Origin of the sequence: Paracoccus wurundjeri (genome assembly GCF_030678915.1) — a bacterium.
Classification (GTDB): domain Bacteria; phylum Pseudomonadota; class Alphaproteobacteria; order Rhodobacterales; family Rhodobacteraceae; genus Paracoccus; species Paracoccus onubensis_A.
The window spans coordinates 1-15,032 of the sequence record NZ_JAUUTZ010000030.1 but is presented as its reverse complement, the minus strand read 5'-3'; the positions used below and the strand labels follow the sequence as shown (position 1 = coordinate 15,032).

Sequence of the window (15,032 nt, the reverse complement as noted above, 5' to 3'; positions counted from 1 at the left end):
GTAAGCTTGATTGTTGTCATGGAGGCTCCGCGTTGTTGAGATTCATTATTACCCGTACCGCGATGGCCATACCGACATTGTTGATTGTGGCCGTAACGGTTTTCATCCTCATCCGCATGGTTCCGGGCGATCCCGCCGCTTTGATGCTGGGTGACAACGCCGATGCCGAAAGTGTTGCGCGATTGCAGGCCCGCCTGGGTCTCGACCAACCTCTGCCGGTACAGTTCGCAGTCTGGTTCCGTCATCTTCTGACCGGAGATTTGGGGCAATCCATCACGACCGGGCAGGAAGTCCTGCCGCTGGTCTGGAAACGTTTTCTGGTTTCGGCTCAGATCGTGGTCGTGGCAGTTTTCCTTGCCTGTCTTATTGCGGTGCCAGCCGGGGCAATTGCGGCTTGGCGGCAAAACGGACGGCTGGATGTCAGCCTCGTCTCACTTGCCACTCTGTTGATGTCCATACCGACTTTCTGGTTGGGCTTGCTGCTGCTGCTGTTTCTTGGCTTGAAACAGCAATGGCTGCCCGTTGTGGGTTACGTTTCTATTGCAGATGACCCGTGGCGAGGAATCCTCTATCTGGTGATGCCAATTTTGACCATGTTCCTGCATGAGCTTGGTGTGCTTCTGCGTATGGCTCGAGCCTCGACGCTCGAAGTGAAAAATCTCGAATATATCAGTCACGCGCGAGCGAAAGGATTGGCCGAGAGCACGGTTCTTTGGCGGCATGCTTTCAAGAATTCTTTTGGTCCGACCTGGACATTGATCGGCCTTGTCCTCGGTAACCTGTTGGGCGGTATTGCGGTGGTCGAAACCGTATTTACCATTCCAGGCATCGGCCGGCTGCTCGTTGATGCCATTTTCGGGCGTGATTACCCGGTAATCCAAGGCTGTATGTTGATGATAGCGGCGATCTATGTTGTCGTGAATCTGGTTGTCGATCTTTGCTATCCGCTGTTCGATCCAAGGGTGGCAGTGGAATGAGATTACCTTTTCAAATCAACGCAATGGTCGGTGGCGCCATTATCGGATTTCTGCTGCTTGTCGCTTTGTGCGGTGCCTTTTGGACACCTTATGATCCATTGGGAATCAGTTTCAGCGACAAATTGACTCCGCCCGGACCAAGCCATTGGCTCGGCACGGACGAGTTTGGCAGGGATGTTGCATCACGGCTAATGGCCGGAGCGGCGACAAGCGTATGGGTGTCGATCACCACCGTAACCCTGGCCATTTCCGTCGGTGTGGTCATCGGCGTCACGTCAGGTTATGCCCGTGGGTGGTTTGACCGGATCGTCATGGCGTTTAACGATGCGCTTCTGGCATTTCCGGGGATCCTTTTGGCCCTTGGCTTGTTAGCGGTGCTGGGCGCCAACAAATACGGAATCATTGTCGCACTCGGTATTGCCTATTCCCCCTCGGTCGCGCGGATTGTGCGCGGCACGGTACTTTCGATACGGGAACGTGAATTTATCGCAGCCTCGCGCGTTACGGGAAATTCCGAGATATATACGATGTGCCGGCACGTTCTTCCGAACTGCATCGCGCCGCTGACCGTTCTGGCGACATCGATGTTTGGCTGGGTTCTTTTGGCGGAAAGCTCGCTTAGCTTCCTTGGCCTGGGCGTGCCGCCTCCGGCACCGACCTGGGGCAACATGCTGGCATCCGCCCGCCCGTTTATAGCTCAGGCCGTCTGGCTTGCAGTGCTTCCGGGATTGTGCATTTCGATCACGCTTCTCGGTATCAATCTTCTTGGCGATGCGCTCCGTGATCGGTTGGATCCACGAATGCGAGGACGAACGTAATGAACACCTCAGGCGAGAATCTTCTCGAAGTCGAGGACCTGTGCATCGCGGTTAAGGGCGCTGGTCTGGACGTTATCAAACACGTCAGTTTTTCCATCCGTTCGGGCGAGATCGTAGGCATCGTGGGGGAGAGCGGTTCGGGTAAGACACTGGCGGCTCGCTCTGTAATCCGTCTTTTGCCCGAGGGGATCGAGGCGACCTCCGGTCGGATTGCATTCGAAGGCGAAGATGTGCTTGGCATGTCCCCACGAAAACTGCGCAAGCTTCGTGGCAGTCGCGTGGGGATGGTGTTCCAGGAACCGATGACGTCGCTGAATCCGTCGATGTTGCTGGAGCGGCAGTTGGATGAAGCACTGGCGCTTCACTGCCGTCTTCCAAGCGCGACACGGCAGGAAATGATCCTCGACATGTTGCGCAGAGTCGGACTGGAGGAGCCCAAACGGGCACTGACCAGTTATCCGCATGAATTCTCGGGTGGAATGCGACAGAGGATCATGCTGGCGTCGGTTATGCTCCTAAAGCCGTCCTTTCTGATTGCGGACGAGCCGACTACGGCGCTGGACGCTGTCGTGCAACGCGACGTTCTGGAATTGATGGTCGGGCTGACGCGCGAACAGGGAACAGCCGTGATGCTTATCAGTCACGACCTGAGTATGGTGGCTCGCTATTGCGACCGGATCATCGTGATGTGCCGCGGAGAAGTGGTGGAAACGGGAGATTGCAAGACGCTGCTGGAAAACCCGCAACACCCCTACACACGCAAGCTTCTTGGCGCGATGCCAAAACGGGGGCCGGAAAGGAGTTTCGCGCAGGACGAGGCACCGCTTGTATCGGTAAGGGATCTGGTGGTTGACTATCCTGGCCGAAGGAAGTTGCTCCGGCGCGAGCCGCCGCATCGGGCATTGCACGGCATCAGCCTTGACATTGCCCCCGGGCAAGTTGTGGCGATGGTCGGATCTTCGGGATCGGGAAAAACAACGCTGGGGCAGGCTCTGGCCGGGCTTGTCAAACCGAGCGGTGGTTCGATCGGGTTCGACGGAAAACCTATCGATCGCGCGCAGACAAGTTACTGGGATTATCGGTTCAATTGCCAAATGATCTTTCAGGATCCCTACTCCTCTCTCGATCCGCGTGACACAATTGGCCGGATCGTTGGCGAGCCGTTACGGCATGTTCGCGACATGAATAAGGTATCCCGGGCGGCACGCGTGGCCGAGGTGTTGGAAGAGGTTCAGCTGGGGCGTGATTATGCCGATCGCTTCCCGCATGAGCTTTCGGGGGGGCAGCGGCAACGCGTTGCCATTGCTCGTGCCATTGTGCGGCGTCCGCGTTTCGTCATCGCGGATGAAGCGGTTTCCGCCCTTGACGTCACGGTGCGGGCGCAGATTCTGGATCTGTTTGCCGATTTGCAGAACCGCCATGGCTTCTCTTGCCTGTTTATCAGCCACGATCTCGGCGTGGTCGAGCAGGTCGCTGACAGGGTTGTGGTTATGGACAAAGGGAAGATCGTCGAGGAGGGTGACAGATCTGCGGTATTTGACAATCCACAGCATCCGTTCACGCGGAAGCTGCTTTCTGTTGTGCCGGCGTTGGAGGCCGCGCCCGGAGGAGGGGTACGCTTGCAGTGGCGGCTCGATATTCCGGGTCATGGTTCTGAAATCACTCAATCGTCGGCGCTTGCTACAACCGAGACCATTTGACGTTCCGCCTAGATCACGCGATCGGATCAGTGCGATACAGCCACAAAATATGCTATGCTGTATCGCGCCGCCAGCAATCCAATGCTGTCATCGCTGGCAGGATCGAGGCATCAAAATGGTTTCTCGCCCGCTTGAGGACGCGCGCTACCATTGCAAGTCGCGCCTTGCGTCCGACGCCGATATCACCCCGCGTGTTCAGAGTCATGCATGCAAAATCGCCGCTCGTCAGGAGGCCGTCGAGTGTTTCGTCGAAGAGTCCTTCTGCGCGTCCCTGAGGCACGTTCCGACGAAAATGATTGGCGGCCTCCAACCCTTCCGCGATTGGTAGCTCCAGCATGCCGGATGCTTCAAACTCGGCAAGACAGTAAGGGGAATCGTCATCGATGAAGCTGGAATCGTAGCGATAGCCGAGGCTTTTCAGGATTGGCAGAGTCGCGTGTGAAAGGCTGCCTGTGGCAGAACGAAAACCTACGATTTGGTGGCCGGCGCGACTGCAAAGCACCGAATGTGCTTTTCTGAGTAGGGCCATCTCCTCGACTTCAGTCAGAACCGAAAGATCTTCGAAACCCCAACCGGAGGAACCGATCTCGTGCCCTTCGGCTACGCAACGGTCAAAGAGCTCCGGTACGCGGACCATCTCTGCCGCTGGCCAGAAGAAAGTCGCTTTAACACCCTGGAGGGCAAGGAAGTTCAGCAGGTTCGCGATCCCGATATTGTAGGAATAGCGGCCATGTCCGAAGCGACCGACAAGTGAATCTTCGGACATTGCGGCGGCCTCCGGGCCGATGCCATGGACATCGATGGTCAGCGCTATGATTTTTCTCATGTCGCCTGCGCCCAATGATGCGGATTGTTCAGGCAATGCCTGGCCAAATCGCGCATATTCAGAAAATGTACGTCAGGCTCTGCCTTAAGTTCGGTCAGGAAAGTCTCGACCACGGCGGCGCGGCTTGGTGGACCCGACCCATCGCCGGCCATCGGATGGATTGTCAGTTGCAGATATCCCTCGCTTTGACTGATTGCATGGTATTCGCTGCGCCACATATCAAGAAGTTCCGAGGCCAGTGCGCGGCCCGACTCGTAGACCGGAAAATCGTCGAGTGAGACGGTGTTGTTGGGTAAAATGACAAAATTTTTCTTGTCATCAGAAAAATAGGGTTCGTCACGATCCTTTTCAGAGGCATCATAGATGTAACCCAGACGTTGCAGCACCGGTAGCGTATATGCACTTTTTCGCCCGGAAGGGGAGCACCAGCCAACCGGACTTTGTCCGGTGATTTCCACGATGATCCGATGGGTCTGCTCCAATAGTGCCGGTTCTGTATCGCCCAGATCCCAATTTTCGTGATGATATCCATGGGCGGCCAATTCATATCCTTTTGTGGCGATCTGACGGTATAGGTCGGGAAAGGTTTCGACGTCGTAACCACAGACGAAGAACGTCGCCGGAATGTTAAGTCTCGACATCATTTCCAGATAGCGCGGGACACCGCGCCGGATTGCATAGCGTCCCCGGCTGGAGCGGCCAAGCCCGTTTTCGCCGCGACCGATCTGGACGGAAGGGCCATCCACGTGGATGGTCACGGCTACAACAGTGCGCGCGCCATCCGGCCAGCGGAATTCATTGGTATTGTTCATAGTTTTAGCCTTTTCGGTCGCGTCGCCTCAACGACTGCCACGAGGATAAATGATCAGGAAGTCCGAAGGCTCGTAATCGGATTGTGCGGCTGCAATCCGATCTTCATCCGACCATTCTGCACTTCCTTAACATTCATGATATATTGGCGACAATATTGATATTAAAATATTCGCCAATGACAAGGCGATCAGCCTATTCGCGATGCATTGCGAGGTACTGAAGCAAGCCACAACGTATCAACCGCCGTTGCATTCATGTGGCCACAATTCGCTGAAAATTGTCAGTATATTGATATCAGATAGTATTCCCATGTTGATTGCAGTGAATTTATATGTAACATTATTGGCGCCAATAAATGCGTCACTCGATTCAGGCGATTCGAGTCGCGCCCGGACCAGGAGACCAGCTGAACATGGCACCGCTCAATGAATCCACGCCGACGATTCCCGATTGCCCATTGATTGATGTCTCTGGGACGCCCCGCGAGCGCGGACGCCAATACGGAGAGCAGGCAGCCAAGCGTATTGCCTTAGGTGTTGCCCATTATACCGCACAGTTGGATCGGCTGAAGCTTGACGGCGAAACGGTCACTCAGATCGTCGATGAGTTCGCTGACGGATTAAAGGCCGATTATGGCGATCTGATCGAGGAAATGCAGGGAATTTCTGAAGGTTCGGGGCGCCGGTTTCAGGACATCATGCTGCTCAATGCACGCACCGAGATCACCAAGATCGCGGCTCGTCGCGCGGCCGGGCTGACCGATTTCATCGAGCCGGATGGCTGCACTGGCGTTATCGTTGAATCTTCCGCGACCCGCGATGGTGCCGTCATACATGCGCAGGACTGGGATTGGAAAAAGGAATGCGCCGAAACAGCGATTGTCCTGAGGGTTCGCCGGGATGATGGTCCGGATATCCTGACCTTTGTTGAAGCCGGAGGATTGGCCCGGGCAGGTTTCAACAGTGCCGGGATCTCGATTACGGGAAATTATCTTGAATGCGAGCGCGACTACACTCGGCGTGGCATTCCTCTGGCTATCGTTCGCCGCAGGGCGCTTGATCAGGAAAATTATGCACTCGCGATCGGTCACGTATACGGTACGCCGAAATCCGCATCGAACAATCTTATGCTGGGTCATGCACACGGAGTTTCGATCGATCTTGAATGCGTTCCAGATGAAACATTCGTCGTCGAGCCTGTCGATGGCTTGCTAGTTCACGCAAATCACTTCCGTAGCCCCGTTGCATTGACCAAACTTGTCGATATCGGCGCCAGGAACACGCCTGACTCATTGTTCAGGGACCGCCGCGTCCGCGAGCTTTTGCAGCCAAAGATCGGAAACATCGAAGTTTCCGACGTAAAAAACGCTCTGTTTGACAATTTCGATACGCCTTGGTCGGTCTGCCGCCCACCGCGTCCGAATCTCGAGAACAATATGTCTGCCACTGTCGCGATGATCGTTATGCAGCCGGCAGCGGGTATCATGGAGGTGGCAATCCTGCCGGCACTCAACCGCTCGTTCAAGGAATATCGGCTGAACGATGCGGACCCGGACGCAATGAAGAAAGCAAGAATAACAACAGGAGAGACCATATGAAAATCCCCCTGCTGCCCGCATTCATGCGCGGTCTGACCGTCGGGGGGCTTCTTGCGCTTCCGGCAATGGCTGCTGCACAGGAAAGCACCCTGCGCATCGTGATTCCAGCGGACATTCGGTCAACCGATCCCGGAGTCAATCGTGACGCCAATACCGATTATGTCATATCCAACATTCTAGAAGGGCTTGTCGGTTATCGCGATGATGCCTCGATCGGCCCCATGCTGGCAGAGAGCTGGGACGTTTCGGAAGATGAGAAGACATACAGCTTTCATCTTCGGCCGGGATTGACCTTTCATAACGGGGATCCCGTCACTTCCGCTGATGTGGCATGGAATTGGGACCGATATATGGACCCGGAAACGACTTGGCGCTGCTATCCCGAATATGACGGATCAAAGGGGCTGAAGGTTGAAGCGGTTGAAACGCCTGACGACATGACGGTGGTTTTTCGTCTGAATCAGCCCAATTCGCTGTTCCTGGCAAGTCTGTCGCGAACCGATTGTGGTCAGACGGGCATCTATTCTCCGAAATCCGTCGGGGAAGACGGTAATTGGATCAAGCCGATTGGAACCGGCCCATTCATGCTGGAAGAGCACGAACACAGCCAATATGTGCAATTGGCCAGATTTCCCGACTATTCCGCCCGAAGCGAAGAGATGAGTGGCCTTGTCGGGGACAAGACACCTCTGGTGGATCATGTTCGTTTCGTCGTGGTGCCCGACGCTTCGGCGGCCAAGGCAGGGCTGCAGTCGGGCGATATCGATGTGCTCTCGGATATCGAATTGCAACATATTGAGGACTTGAAAGCTGATCCCGCTATCAAGCTCGACCTCGCGCGCAGTTTCGGGATCGTAAATTTCCTTCTTCAAACCACGGATCCGTTGATCGGTGACGTGCGTATTCGTGAAGCTATCCAGTTGTCGCTGGACGTACCGACGATCGTCGACGCCGTCACAGCGAGCGAGGGGGAGCCCAGCCGCTCTGTCGTTCCTGTGGGAAGTCCGTTTTACAGCGAAGTCATGGCCCGTCCGTATGAGCGAGACATTGCAAGGGCGTCGGAACTGGCGGAAGAGGCCGGGTATAATGGCGAACCGCTCACCATTACCGCGACCAGAGCATATCCGCAGCTTTTTGATATGGCGGTACTTGCGCAGGCAATGATGGCCGAGGCGGGCTTTAACGTTCAGGTCGAGGTGCTTGACTGGCCGACGCTGCAAGACCGCTATAATTCTGGCAATTTCCAGATGATGAGTTTTACTTATTCCGCACGTCTCGACCCAGCGCTCAGCTACGACATGATGAGCGGAGACAAGGCCGAACAACCACGCAAGGTCTGGGACAACCCCGAGCAGCGTGACCTTCTGACCCAATCAGTCGCTGTCAGCGATCCCGCAAAACGACAGGAGCTGTTCAACCGGATCGAAACCCTGTTTCAGCAGGAAATCCCGATGATTCCACTGTATTCCGGTGTTCGCGTTGGTGCGATGAGAAGTAATATCGACGGATACAAGAGCTGGGCGCTTGGTTCGCCACGTGCCTGGGGCGTGTCGAAGACCGAGTAAGGCTTGTCTGACATGATCAAGCCGGGACGACGATCGACAATTGCGACCGTCCGCCCGGGAAACCGTGAATAATGCCGACATATCTCCCAGCTGCGCAAGGCGGCCTATATCGAAAGGGATCAGTAGTGACGAAAATCGCAGTTCTGCCTGGCGACGGGATTGGCCCCGAAATCTGTGCCGCCGCGCGGACAGTGCTTGAGGCTCTCGACACGCGATACGGGCTGGACATCGAGTTTTCAGAAATCGGGATCGGGTTCGCGGCTCTTAAAGCGCAGGGATCGACATTTCCGGAACAGGCGTTCCAGACGGTCGAGAATGTGGACGGTATCATCTTGGGGCCGGTTTCGCATCTGGAATACCCGCCCCGCGATAAAGGAGGACTCAATCCTTCGGGAGAGTTGCGAAAGCGGCTTGATCTTTATGCCAATATCCGTCCTGCCGCGACCCGCCCCGAATTGCCATCACGTACAGGCGCAGCCTTCGATCTTGTCATCTACCGCGAGAATACCGAAGGCTTCTATGCGGATCGATCAATGCATTCCGGTATCGGAGAGCTTCAGGTAACAGCCGATGTGACCGTGGCAATGCGGCGGATCACCCGGCACGCTTCCATGCGTATCGCCGAGGCCGCATTTTCGGGTGCTTCGAGGCGTGGCCGGAAGGTGACTGCGGTTCATAAACAAAACGTACTCAGGATAACGGACGGGCTGTTTCTGGAATGTTGCCGAGAGGTCGGGGGGCACTATCCCGATGTCGCATATGAAGAACTCTTAGTCGATGCTGCCTGCGCGCATCTGGTTCGTCATCCAGAGAGGTTCGACGTGATCGTCACCACGAACATGTTCGGAGACATCCTGTCGGATTTGGCCTCGGAACTGACTGGCAGCCTTGGTCTCGCAGCTTCGCTCAATGCAGGAGACGTTCATGCAATGGCGCAAGCCCAGCACGGTTCGGCGCCTGACATCGCGGGAAAAGGGATCGCAAACCCGGCTTCATTGATCGGGTCGACGGGAATGCTTCTGGAATGGCTCGGCCGGCGCAAGGTCAATGCGAAGCTGGTGGCGGCAGGTCGCTCGTTGATGGATGCGCTTGATCGTACATTGAGTAACCCGGCCACACGCACCAGAGATATCGGCGGGAAGCTTGGTACCGACGGTTTTGCCCGAAGCGTCGCTGCTTCGCTGACGGATAACCATCCTGCAGCTTGGCCAAGCGTCTGACACAGCATTATAGGGAAGATTGCATGATCGAGTCTGTCAATCCCGCTACGGGTGAGGTCGTCGCCAGATTCCGGCAGCACAACGATGCCGAGATCGAGCGCATGCTGGGGATCGCTGTGGAAGCGCAACGAGCCTGGCGCCGGGCTCCAATGGAAAAACGTCTGTCATTGCTATTGTCGGTAGCGAACGAACTCAGAGCCGACAGCCAGAACTTCGCCCACCTGATTACGGAAGAGATCGGAAAGCCGATTACCGAGTCACTGGCCGAGATTGAGAAATGTGCTGTGGCCTGCGAGTTCTATGCGGCAAATGCCCCGCGCTTTCTGGTCGATGAACAGATCGTCTCGAATGCGACTGATTCGCGCGTGGTGTTCGATGCATTGGGTGTCGTCCTTGCCATCATGCCCTGGAACTATCCGTTCTGGCAATTCTTCCGCTTTGCGGCTCCGGCCATCGCCGCCGGAAACGGCGCGATCCTGAAGCATGCCGCCAATGTTCCGCGTTGCGCCTTGTCCATCGAAGCGATGATAAAAAAGGCCGGCGGCCCCGATGGTTTGATGCAGACAGTGCTGATCCCGGCATCAGATGTCGAAAGAATCATTGCCGACGATCGGATTGCGGCGGTCACGATGACAGGCTCAACCCAGGTCGGCCAGATCGTGGCGTCTCAAGCTGGGTATAACCTCAAGAAGCAGGTACTCGAACTTGGCGGCTCGGATCCGTTCATAGTCTTGCCGGATGCCGATATTGCCACAGCAGCGACGATGGCGGTCAGAGCGCGCTTCATCAATGTCGGCCAATCCTGCGTCAACGCGAAACGTTTTATCGTACATGAAGCTGTTGCGGAAGAATTCGTTACGGCTTTCCGCAAAGGAATCGCGGCTCTTGAAGTCGGCGACCCGATGGATCCTAGAACTCAAATCGGCCCGATGGCACGGATGGACCTTTGTTCTGAATTGCATGATCAGGTGGTACGAACAGTCGCCGGCGGCGCGCAGCTTGTCCTGGGCGGAGAGCCGATGGAAGGTCGCGGTTTCTATTACGCGCCAACGCTTCTGGATCACGTGGCGCCGGGCAACGCATCCTTCCGCGAAGAGGTCTTTGGTCCCGTCGCATCCGTCACCCGCTGCCACAGCGCGGAGGAAGCGATGACCCTGGCGAACGACACTGAATTCGGCCTTGGTGCATCGGTCTGGACGTCCGATTCCGATCTTGCCCGGCGCATGTCGCGCGATATCGACGCAGGCGCCGTCTTCATCAACGGTATGGTCGCATCGGATGCGCGTCTACCCTTCGGCGGTATCAAGAAATCCGGCTATGGGCGTGAACTCGGCGGCTACGGTATCCGCGAATTCACCAATATCAAGACAGTCTGGACCGGTCCGGCCAGATGAGGGAGACGGGAATGACTGACACAAAGGCTGCGATCCTCCACCCCGGCAAACTGCCCGTGAATGATCGCGGGAACGGGGCCGCGACCATTCCGCTCGTGACGCGCAAATGCGGTGCGCGGAGCATGATCAACGGAATCACCAGTTTCCAGCCAGGAGCGCGGATTGGTTTGCATTTCCACAACTGCGAGGAAAGCGTGATGATCCTGGAAGGGCGGGCAATTGCCGAGATCGGAGACGATCGCCATTACCTGCAAGCGGGCGATACCACATGGATACCGGCAGGTGTCCCGCATCGCTTCCTGAACGAAAGTGATGAAGTTATGCGGATCTTCTGGACTTACGCCGACATCGAGGCATCCCGTACGATGCTTGCCACGGGGGTCGAGCAGTCAATCGACGAAGAGCATGAAAAGGCTAGGCGGCTCTGATTTGCATGAGTGAATTCCATGTTTGTTCAGCAGTATCAAATGACCGGAACATCTCTCGCCCTGGTACCTTCTTATTGATCTGACGCCAATTTTTCCGGCTATGCCTGCTCCAACTTGACTGGATTTCAATGACTTTCGATTTCTTTTCCGCTCGCCGTCCTGCCACCTTGGCCTCCGAGGCGATGATAGCCACTTCTCACCCCCTTGCCACTGCTGCCGGACTGGAGATCCTGTCCGCAGGTGGGAATGCCGCGGATGCGGCGATTGCTGCCGTTGCTGTGCAAAGTGTCGTGGATCCCCTGATGACTGGGATCGGCGGCGATTGTTTTGTGCTATATGCGCCTTCGGGCGGGCCTGGCATAGCCCTGAACGGCTCGGGACGTGCCCCTGCTGCCGCGAGTGTAGAGGCCATCAAAGCTGCCGGGCTTACCGACACGATCCCGCGAACAAGCCCTCATGCCGTCACAATTCCCGGCGCGATATCGGCGTGGTGCCGATTGCATGCGGATTACGGTTCGATACCGCTCGACCGGTTATTCCACCGCGCCATCCGCTATGCGGAAGAGGGTTATCCGGTCACGCCGCGCGTAGCCCGTGATTGGGCCCTGAGCGCGACACTGGTTGGGCAGGATCAACATGCCGCAAAGGTCTTTTTGCCCTCGGGAGCGGCACCCAAGCCGGGTGATCGGCATGCGCAACCGTTAATTGCCGCGCGATTTCGGGAAATTGCGACCCATGGAGCCGCAGGCTTCTACGAGGGCGCAACAGCAGCCAGCATGGTATCGCACCTGCGATCCCTTGGGGGGCTGCAAACGGTAGAGGATTTTCACGATGGCCGGGATCAGGCATATTGGACATCTCCGATCTCGGTTGCCTATGGCGGCTATGATGTTCTCGAATGCCCTCCGAACGGGCAAGGGCTTGCCGCTTTGCTCATCCTGCGGATTCTGTCTAGGTTCGACTTGGGAGAGCAGTTGGCACTCGCGGACCGTATTCATTTGCATGCCGAGGCCACCAAGCTGGCTTATCATCACCGTGATGCGCTGATTGCCGATCTCTCGGAATGTGGCCAACTGGCTGATTGCTTGCTTGCCGATGACACCGTGGACACGCTTGCGTCGCGCATCGCCATGGATCGCGCTCTGCCGCCCAGCCTGTGGAATGAACCCGAACACAAGGATACGATTTACCTCTGCGTTGTCGATCGCGACGGAAATGCGGTGTCCCTGATCAACTCAATCTTCAGCGGCTTCGGATCGACGCTGCTGGATCCGGCAAGCGGCGTTCTGTTTCATAACCGAGGCTCTTCATTCCGGCTCGTAGAAGGGCATCCGAATGCGATCGGTCCGAAGAAACGTCCGATGCACACGATCATTCCAGGGATGCTTTGCAAGGATGGGCACGCTGTCATGCCGTTCGGTGTGATGGGTGGACATTATCAGGCTGCGGGTCATGCAGCGTTTCTTTCTAATGTTATCGATCGGGGAATGGACCTGCAGGAAGCCATGGACGAACCGCGCAGCTTCGCGACAGGCGGCGATTTGCAGATCGAACCAGGTATCCCGGACAGGATTCGCGCGGATCTGCTTGCCCGCGGGCACAGACCGATGGTTGTTTCCGAGCCGCTTGGGGGAAGCCAGGCGATATTTATTGATCGCGATACCGGCTTTCTGCGGGCGGGAAGCGATACCCGCAAGGACGGTATGGCTTTGGGATTCTGACGATTTGCAATGATACGGCAGGATACCCTTGAACGGGAAAAACGACCGGGGTAGCCATCATAGCCACGGTCAGAAACTGTCGTACAAGCACATTACCAGAAATCGCCAGACGCTTCCTTGCAGTTCGGCTGGAGTTGGGACTGTCACAACAGGCCCTTGCGAATGCTCTCGGGATTTCTTTGTGCGGAGAACAGAGTTATGAGCGAGGGATCCGTAAATTGCCGGCTGACGTGCGTATTGAACTGGCCAAGCTCTATAACATCGATCCTCTTTGGGTGATGGGCGGCCCTGAAAGAGCTGCAGACAGGTAGGGCGTGAGGAAAGCTGGTTGGTTCGCCTTAGCGCAAAGGGCAGCGGTACGGCACACTGATCTGGGATCTCGAGCGGCATTGCGTAATCGACCTTCTGCCCGATCGGACACCTGCCACCGTTGAAGCTTGGCTCCGCGCCCATCCCCGCGTCGAATGCGTCGCCCGAGATCGCAATGGCGGATATGGCAGCGCGGTTGCTCGGGCTCTTCCAGAGGCGGTTCAGGTCGCTGACCGCTGGCACTTTCTGGAGAACGCGAGTGCGGCCTTCCTTTCTGCAGTTCAGAAGAGCATGCCTGCCATCCGCAAGGCGATTGGGGTGAAGACACTCGATCCAAAGCTTCTGACGTAAGCGTTGCATCTGACCCCCATTTCGACCTCTATCCTCCAAGCCGTATGGACCCTATATTGGCGCAAGCGCCAATATAGCTGAACCAGATCCGGTGTATTCGACCTGCAGCTGCTATTCAGCTATAAGCCGGCGTGTTGCGGTATGGCCCGTCGAACGGCCATTAGTTGCAAGCCAGAGATACAACGCCGTGCTGGCATCATGGAACTGCAGCGCGGTCTATGTCAGCATCCTGACATGATCGAATTCCGTACTCTCGCCGATGACCATCCCGACCTCGCGCATTCTCCACTGCTTCGAGGCGCTCTTCTAACCCTGCAATATGCGCAGAAGCACGGATCAATCGATCTGACCAAAGCCAAAGCCTTCAAGCGTGTCTTCGTCCATTGGGCCGTCGAGCATTTCAACTGGCCGGGGAAAAGTGCAGAAGAGATGTTCCGCTACAACAAGGTAATTAATGAATATGAGTTTCCCCCGCTCGAGGTTCTGCATTTCCTGCTGATTTCCCGGCGCCTGGGGCGTCACTTCAAGGGTGAGTTTCGACTGACCAAGCGTGGCGCAGAGTTGGCGCAAGCCCCTGGCCGTTTGTTTGCCGAACTGATCCCATACTTTGTGCTCCGGATCGATCACGCTGCTTATGCGCGATTCGACGACCGCCTCTTCAGAAATTGGGACGTCTGGATGAACGTGATTAACGTGGAGGCTGATCATAGCACGACCGAGGCTGCCTTGTTCGAAACCTTCTACGGTGAGCCACAGGATTGGCGCACTGCGGGATGGCGAGAGATGGCCGCGTTCTCAGCATGCGTATTGCGACCGCTCGAATGGGCGGGATTGCTGATCGAGACCCGCGAAGACGGCGCAGGTAGACAAATGCGTCATGTGTTCAAAACCCCGCTCTGGCGCAGCGCGCTTAAGCTGGACACCGACGAGTTGCTGCGCCCGATGTCCGTTTAATGAAATGTTTTTCCCTGCGTCCCAAGACCCGACGCTGCTTGCGTATGACGGCCCTGGGACGGTCGTTGAACGAACAAAAGGCAGATGCCCGTTTTGTGTACAATCCCGACACACTGAGCCCTTGCCGATCAGATCAGCGATTTTTAACTCTCTCGCCTTGGCGCAGGATGTAGTCCGCGCCTTTCAGTCCGAGTTTGTTCGGACCAGCCCAGATCAGGTAATAAAGGGGTGCATTTCGCGTGTTGCGGGGCTTTGTTGCGCAAAAGGTTGACGGGATTCATCTTGTGAATCCAGCGTGATACCTTTGGGCATGAGCAATTGGACCTCGACGAAATACAAGACGACGAACTGGTCGTCCT

Annotated in this window: 13 protein-coding genes and 1 pseudogene; 12 read left to right on the top strand and 2 right to left on the bottom strand. The window is 56.3% G+C overall.

All coding sequences use genetic code 11. The annotated features are described in order from the left end of the window. Nucleotides 1–32 precede the first annotated feature (32 nt). The 3 genes from Q0601_RS21065 to Q0601_RS21055 are packed head-to-tail and all read left to right on the top strand — an operon-like array spanning nucleotide 33 to nucleotide 3,495. A complete protein-coding gene (locus Q0601_RS21065; protein ID WP_305291879.1) occupies nucleotides 33–977 on the top strand; it encodes an ABC transporter permease in 945 nt (314 codons plus the stop codon). Continuing rightward, nucleotides 974–1,795 carry an ABC transporter permease gene (locus tag Q0601_RS21060; protein ID WP_305291878.1) on the top strand — a complete coding sequence of 274 codons (822 nt, stop codon included), beginning with the start codon at nucleotides 974–976 and terminating at the stop codon, nucleotides 1,793–1,795. The genes Q0601_RS21065 and Q0601_RS21060 overlap by 4 nt, the downstream gene beginning before the upstream one ends. After that, nucleotides 1,795–3,495 carry an ABC transporter ATP-binding protein gene (locus tag Q0601_RS21055; RefSeq protein ID WP_305291877.1) on the top strand — a complete coding sequence of 567 codons (1,701 nt, stop codon included), beginning with the start codon at nucleotides 1,795–1,797 and terminating at the stop codon, nucleotides 3,493–3,495. Before Q0601_RS21060 ends, Q0601_RS21055 begins: the two co-directional genes overlap by 1 nt. Before the next feature lie 52 nt (nucleotides 3,496–3,547). Here the strand turns inward: Q0601_RS21055 and Q0601_RS21050 are convergent, their stop codons facing one another. Beyond that, nucleotides 3,548–4,321, bottom strand: coding sequence for a polysaccharide deacetylase family protein (locus Q0601_RS21050; RefSeq protein ID WP_305291876.1), 774 nt, complete (start codon nucleotides 4,319–4,321; stop codon nucleotides 3,548–3,550). After that, nucleotides 4,318–5,133, bottom strand: coding sequence for a polysaccharide deacetylase family protein (locus tag Q0601_RS21045; RefSeq protein WP_305291875.1), 816 nt, complete (start codon nucleotides 5,131–5,133; stop codon nucleotides 4,318–4,320). Before Q0601_RS21045 ends, Q0601_RS21050 begins: the two co-directional genes overlap by 4 nt. A 413-nt stretch (nucleotides 5,134–5,546) precedes the next feature. Between Q0601_RS21045 and Q0601_RS21040 the strand changes: the two genes are divergently transcribed. The 9 genes and pseudogenes from Q0601_RS21040 to Q0601_RS21005 all read left to right on the top strand — a co-directional run bounded on the left by Q0601_RS21040 (nucleotide 5,547) and on the right by Q0601_RS21005 (nucleotide 14,673). Beyond that, nucleotides 5,547–6,731 (top strand): C45 family autoproteolytic acyltransferase/hydolase, encoded by a 1,185-nt coding sequence (locus Q0601_RS21040; protein WP_305291874.1) that lies wholly within the window; start codon nucleotides 5,547–5,549, stop codon nucleotides 6,729–6,731. Then, complete coding sequence (locus Q0601_RS21035) at nucleotides 6,728–8,296, top strand: ABC transporter substrate-binding protein (RefSeq protein WP_370656160.1); 1,569 nt, start codon at nucleotides 6,728–6,730, stop codon at nucleotides 8,294–8,296. The genes Q0601_RS21040 and Q0601_RS21035 overlap by 4 nt, the downstream gene beginning before the upstream one ends. 125 nt (nucleotides 8,297–8,421) lie before the next feature. Next, nucleotides 8,422–9,516 carry an isocitrate/isopropylmalate dehydrogenase family protein gene (locus Q0601_RS21030; protein WP_305291873.1) on the top strand — a complete coding sequence of 365 codons (1,095 nt, stop codon included), beginning with the start codon at nucleotides 8,422–8,424 and terminating at the stop codon, nucleotides 9,514–9,516. Nucleotides 9,517–9,539: 23 nt separating this feature from the next. Continuing rightward, nucleotides 9,540–10,910, top strand: a complete 1,371-nt coding sequence (locus Q0601_RS21025) for an NAD-dependent succinate-semialdehyde dehydrogenase (RefSeq protein ID WP_305291872.1) — start codon at nucleotides 9,540–9,542, stop codon at nucleotides 10,908–10,910. Nucleotides 10,911–10,921: 11 nt separating this feature from the next. Next, nucleotides 10,922–11,338, top strand: a complete 417-nt coding sequence (locus Q0601_RS21020) for a cupin domain-containing protein (protein ID WP_305291871.1) — start codon at nucleotides 10,922–10,924, stop codon at nucleotides 11,336–11,338. Nucleotides 11,339–11,466: 128 nt separating this feature from the next. Next, the gene (locus Q0601_RS21015) at nucleotides 11,467–13,059 is read left to right on the top strand and encodes a gamma-glutamyltransferase family protein (protein WP_305291870.1); all 1,593 of its coding nucleotides are present in this window, start codon (nucleotides 11,467–11,469) and stop codon (nucleotides 13,057–13,059) included. A gap of 134 nt (nucleotides 13,060–13,193) precedes the next feature. Beyond that, nucleotides 13,194–13,370: a helix-turn-helix domain-containing protein gene (locus Q0601_RS24760; RefSeq protein WP_370656159.1), complete on the top strand. Its 177-nt coding sequence runs from the start codon at nucleotides 13,194–13,196 to the stop codon at nucleotides 13,368–13,370. Between the two features lie 31 nt (nucleotides 13,371–13,401). Further along, nucleotides 13,402–13,716, top strand: a pseudogene (locus Q0601_RS21010) (ISL3 family transposase); the annotation flags it as partial. A 237-nt stretch (nucleotides 13,717–13,953) separates the two neighbouring features. Continuing rightward, nucleotides 13,954–14,673 (top strand): hypothetical protein, encoded by a 720-nt coding sequence (locus tag Q0601_RS21005; protein ID WP_305291869.1) that lies wholly within the window; start codon nucleotides 13,954–13,956, stop codon nucleotides 14,671–14,673. The last annotated feature ends 359 nt before the right edge of the window (nucleotides 14,674–15,032 follow it).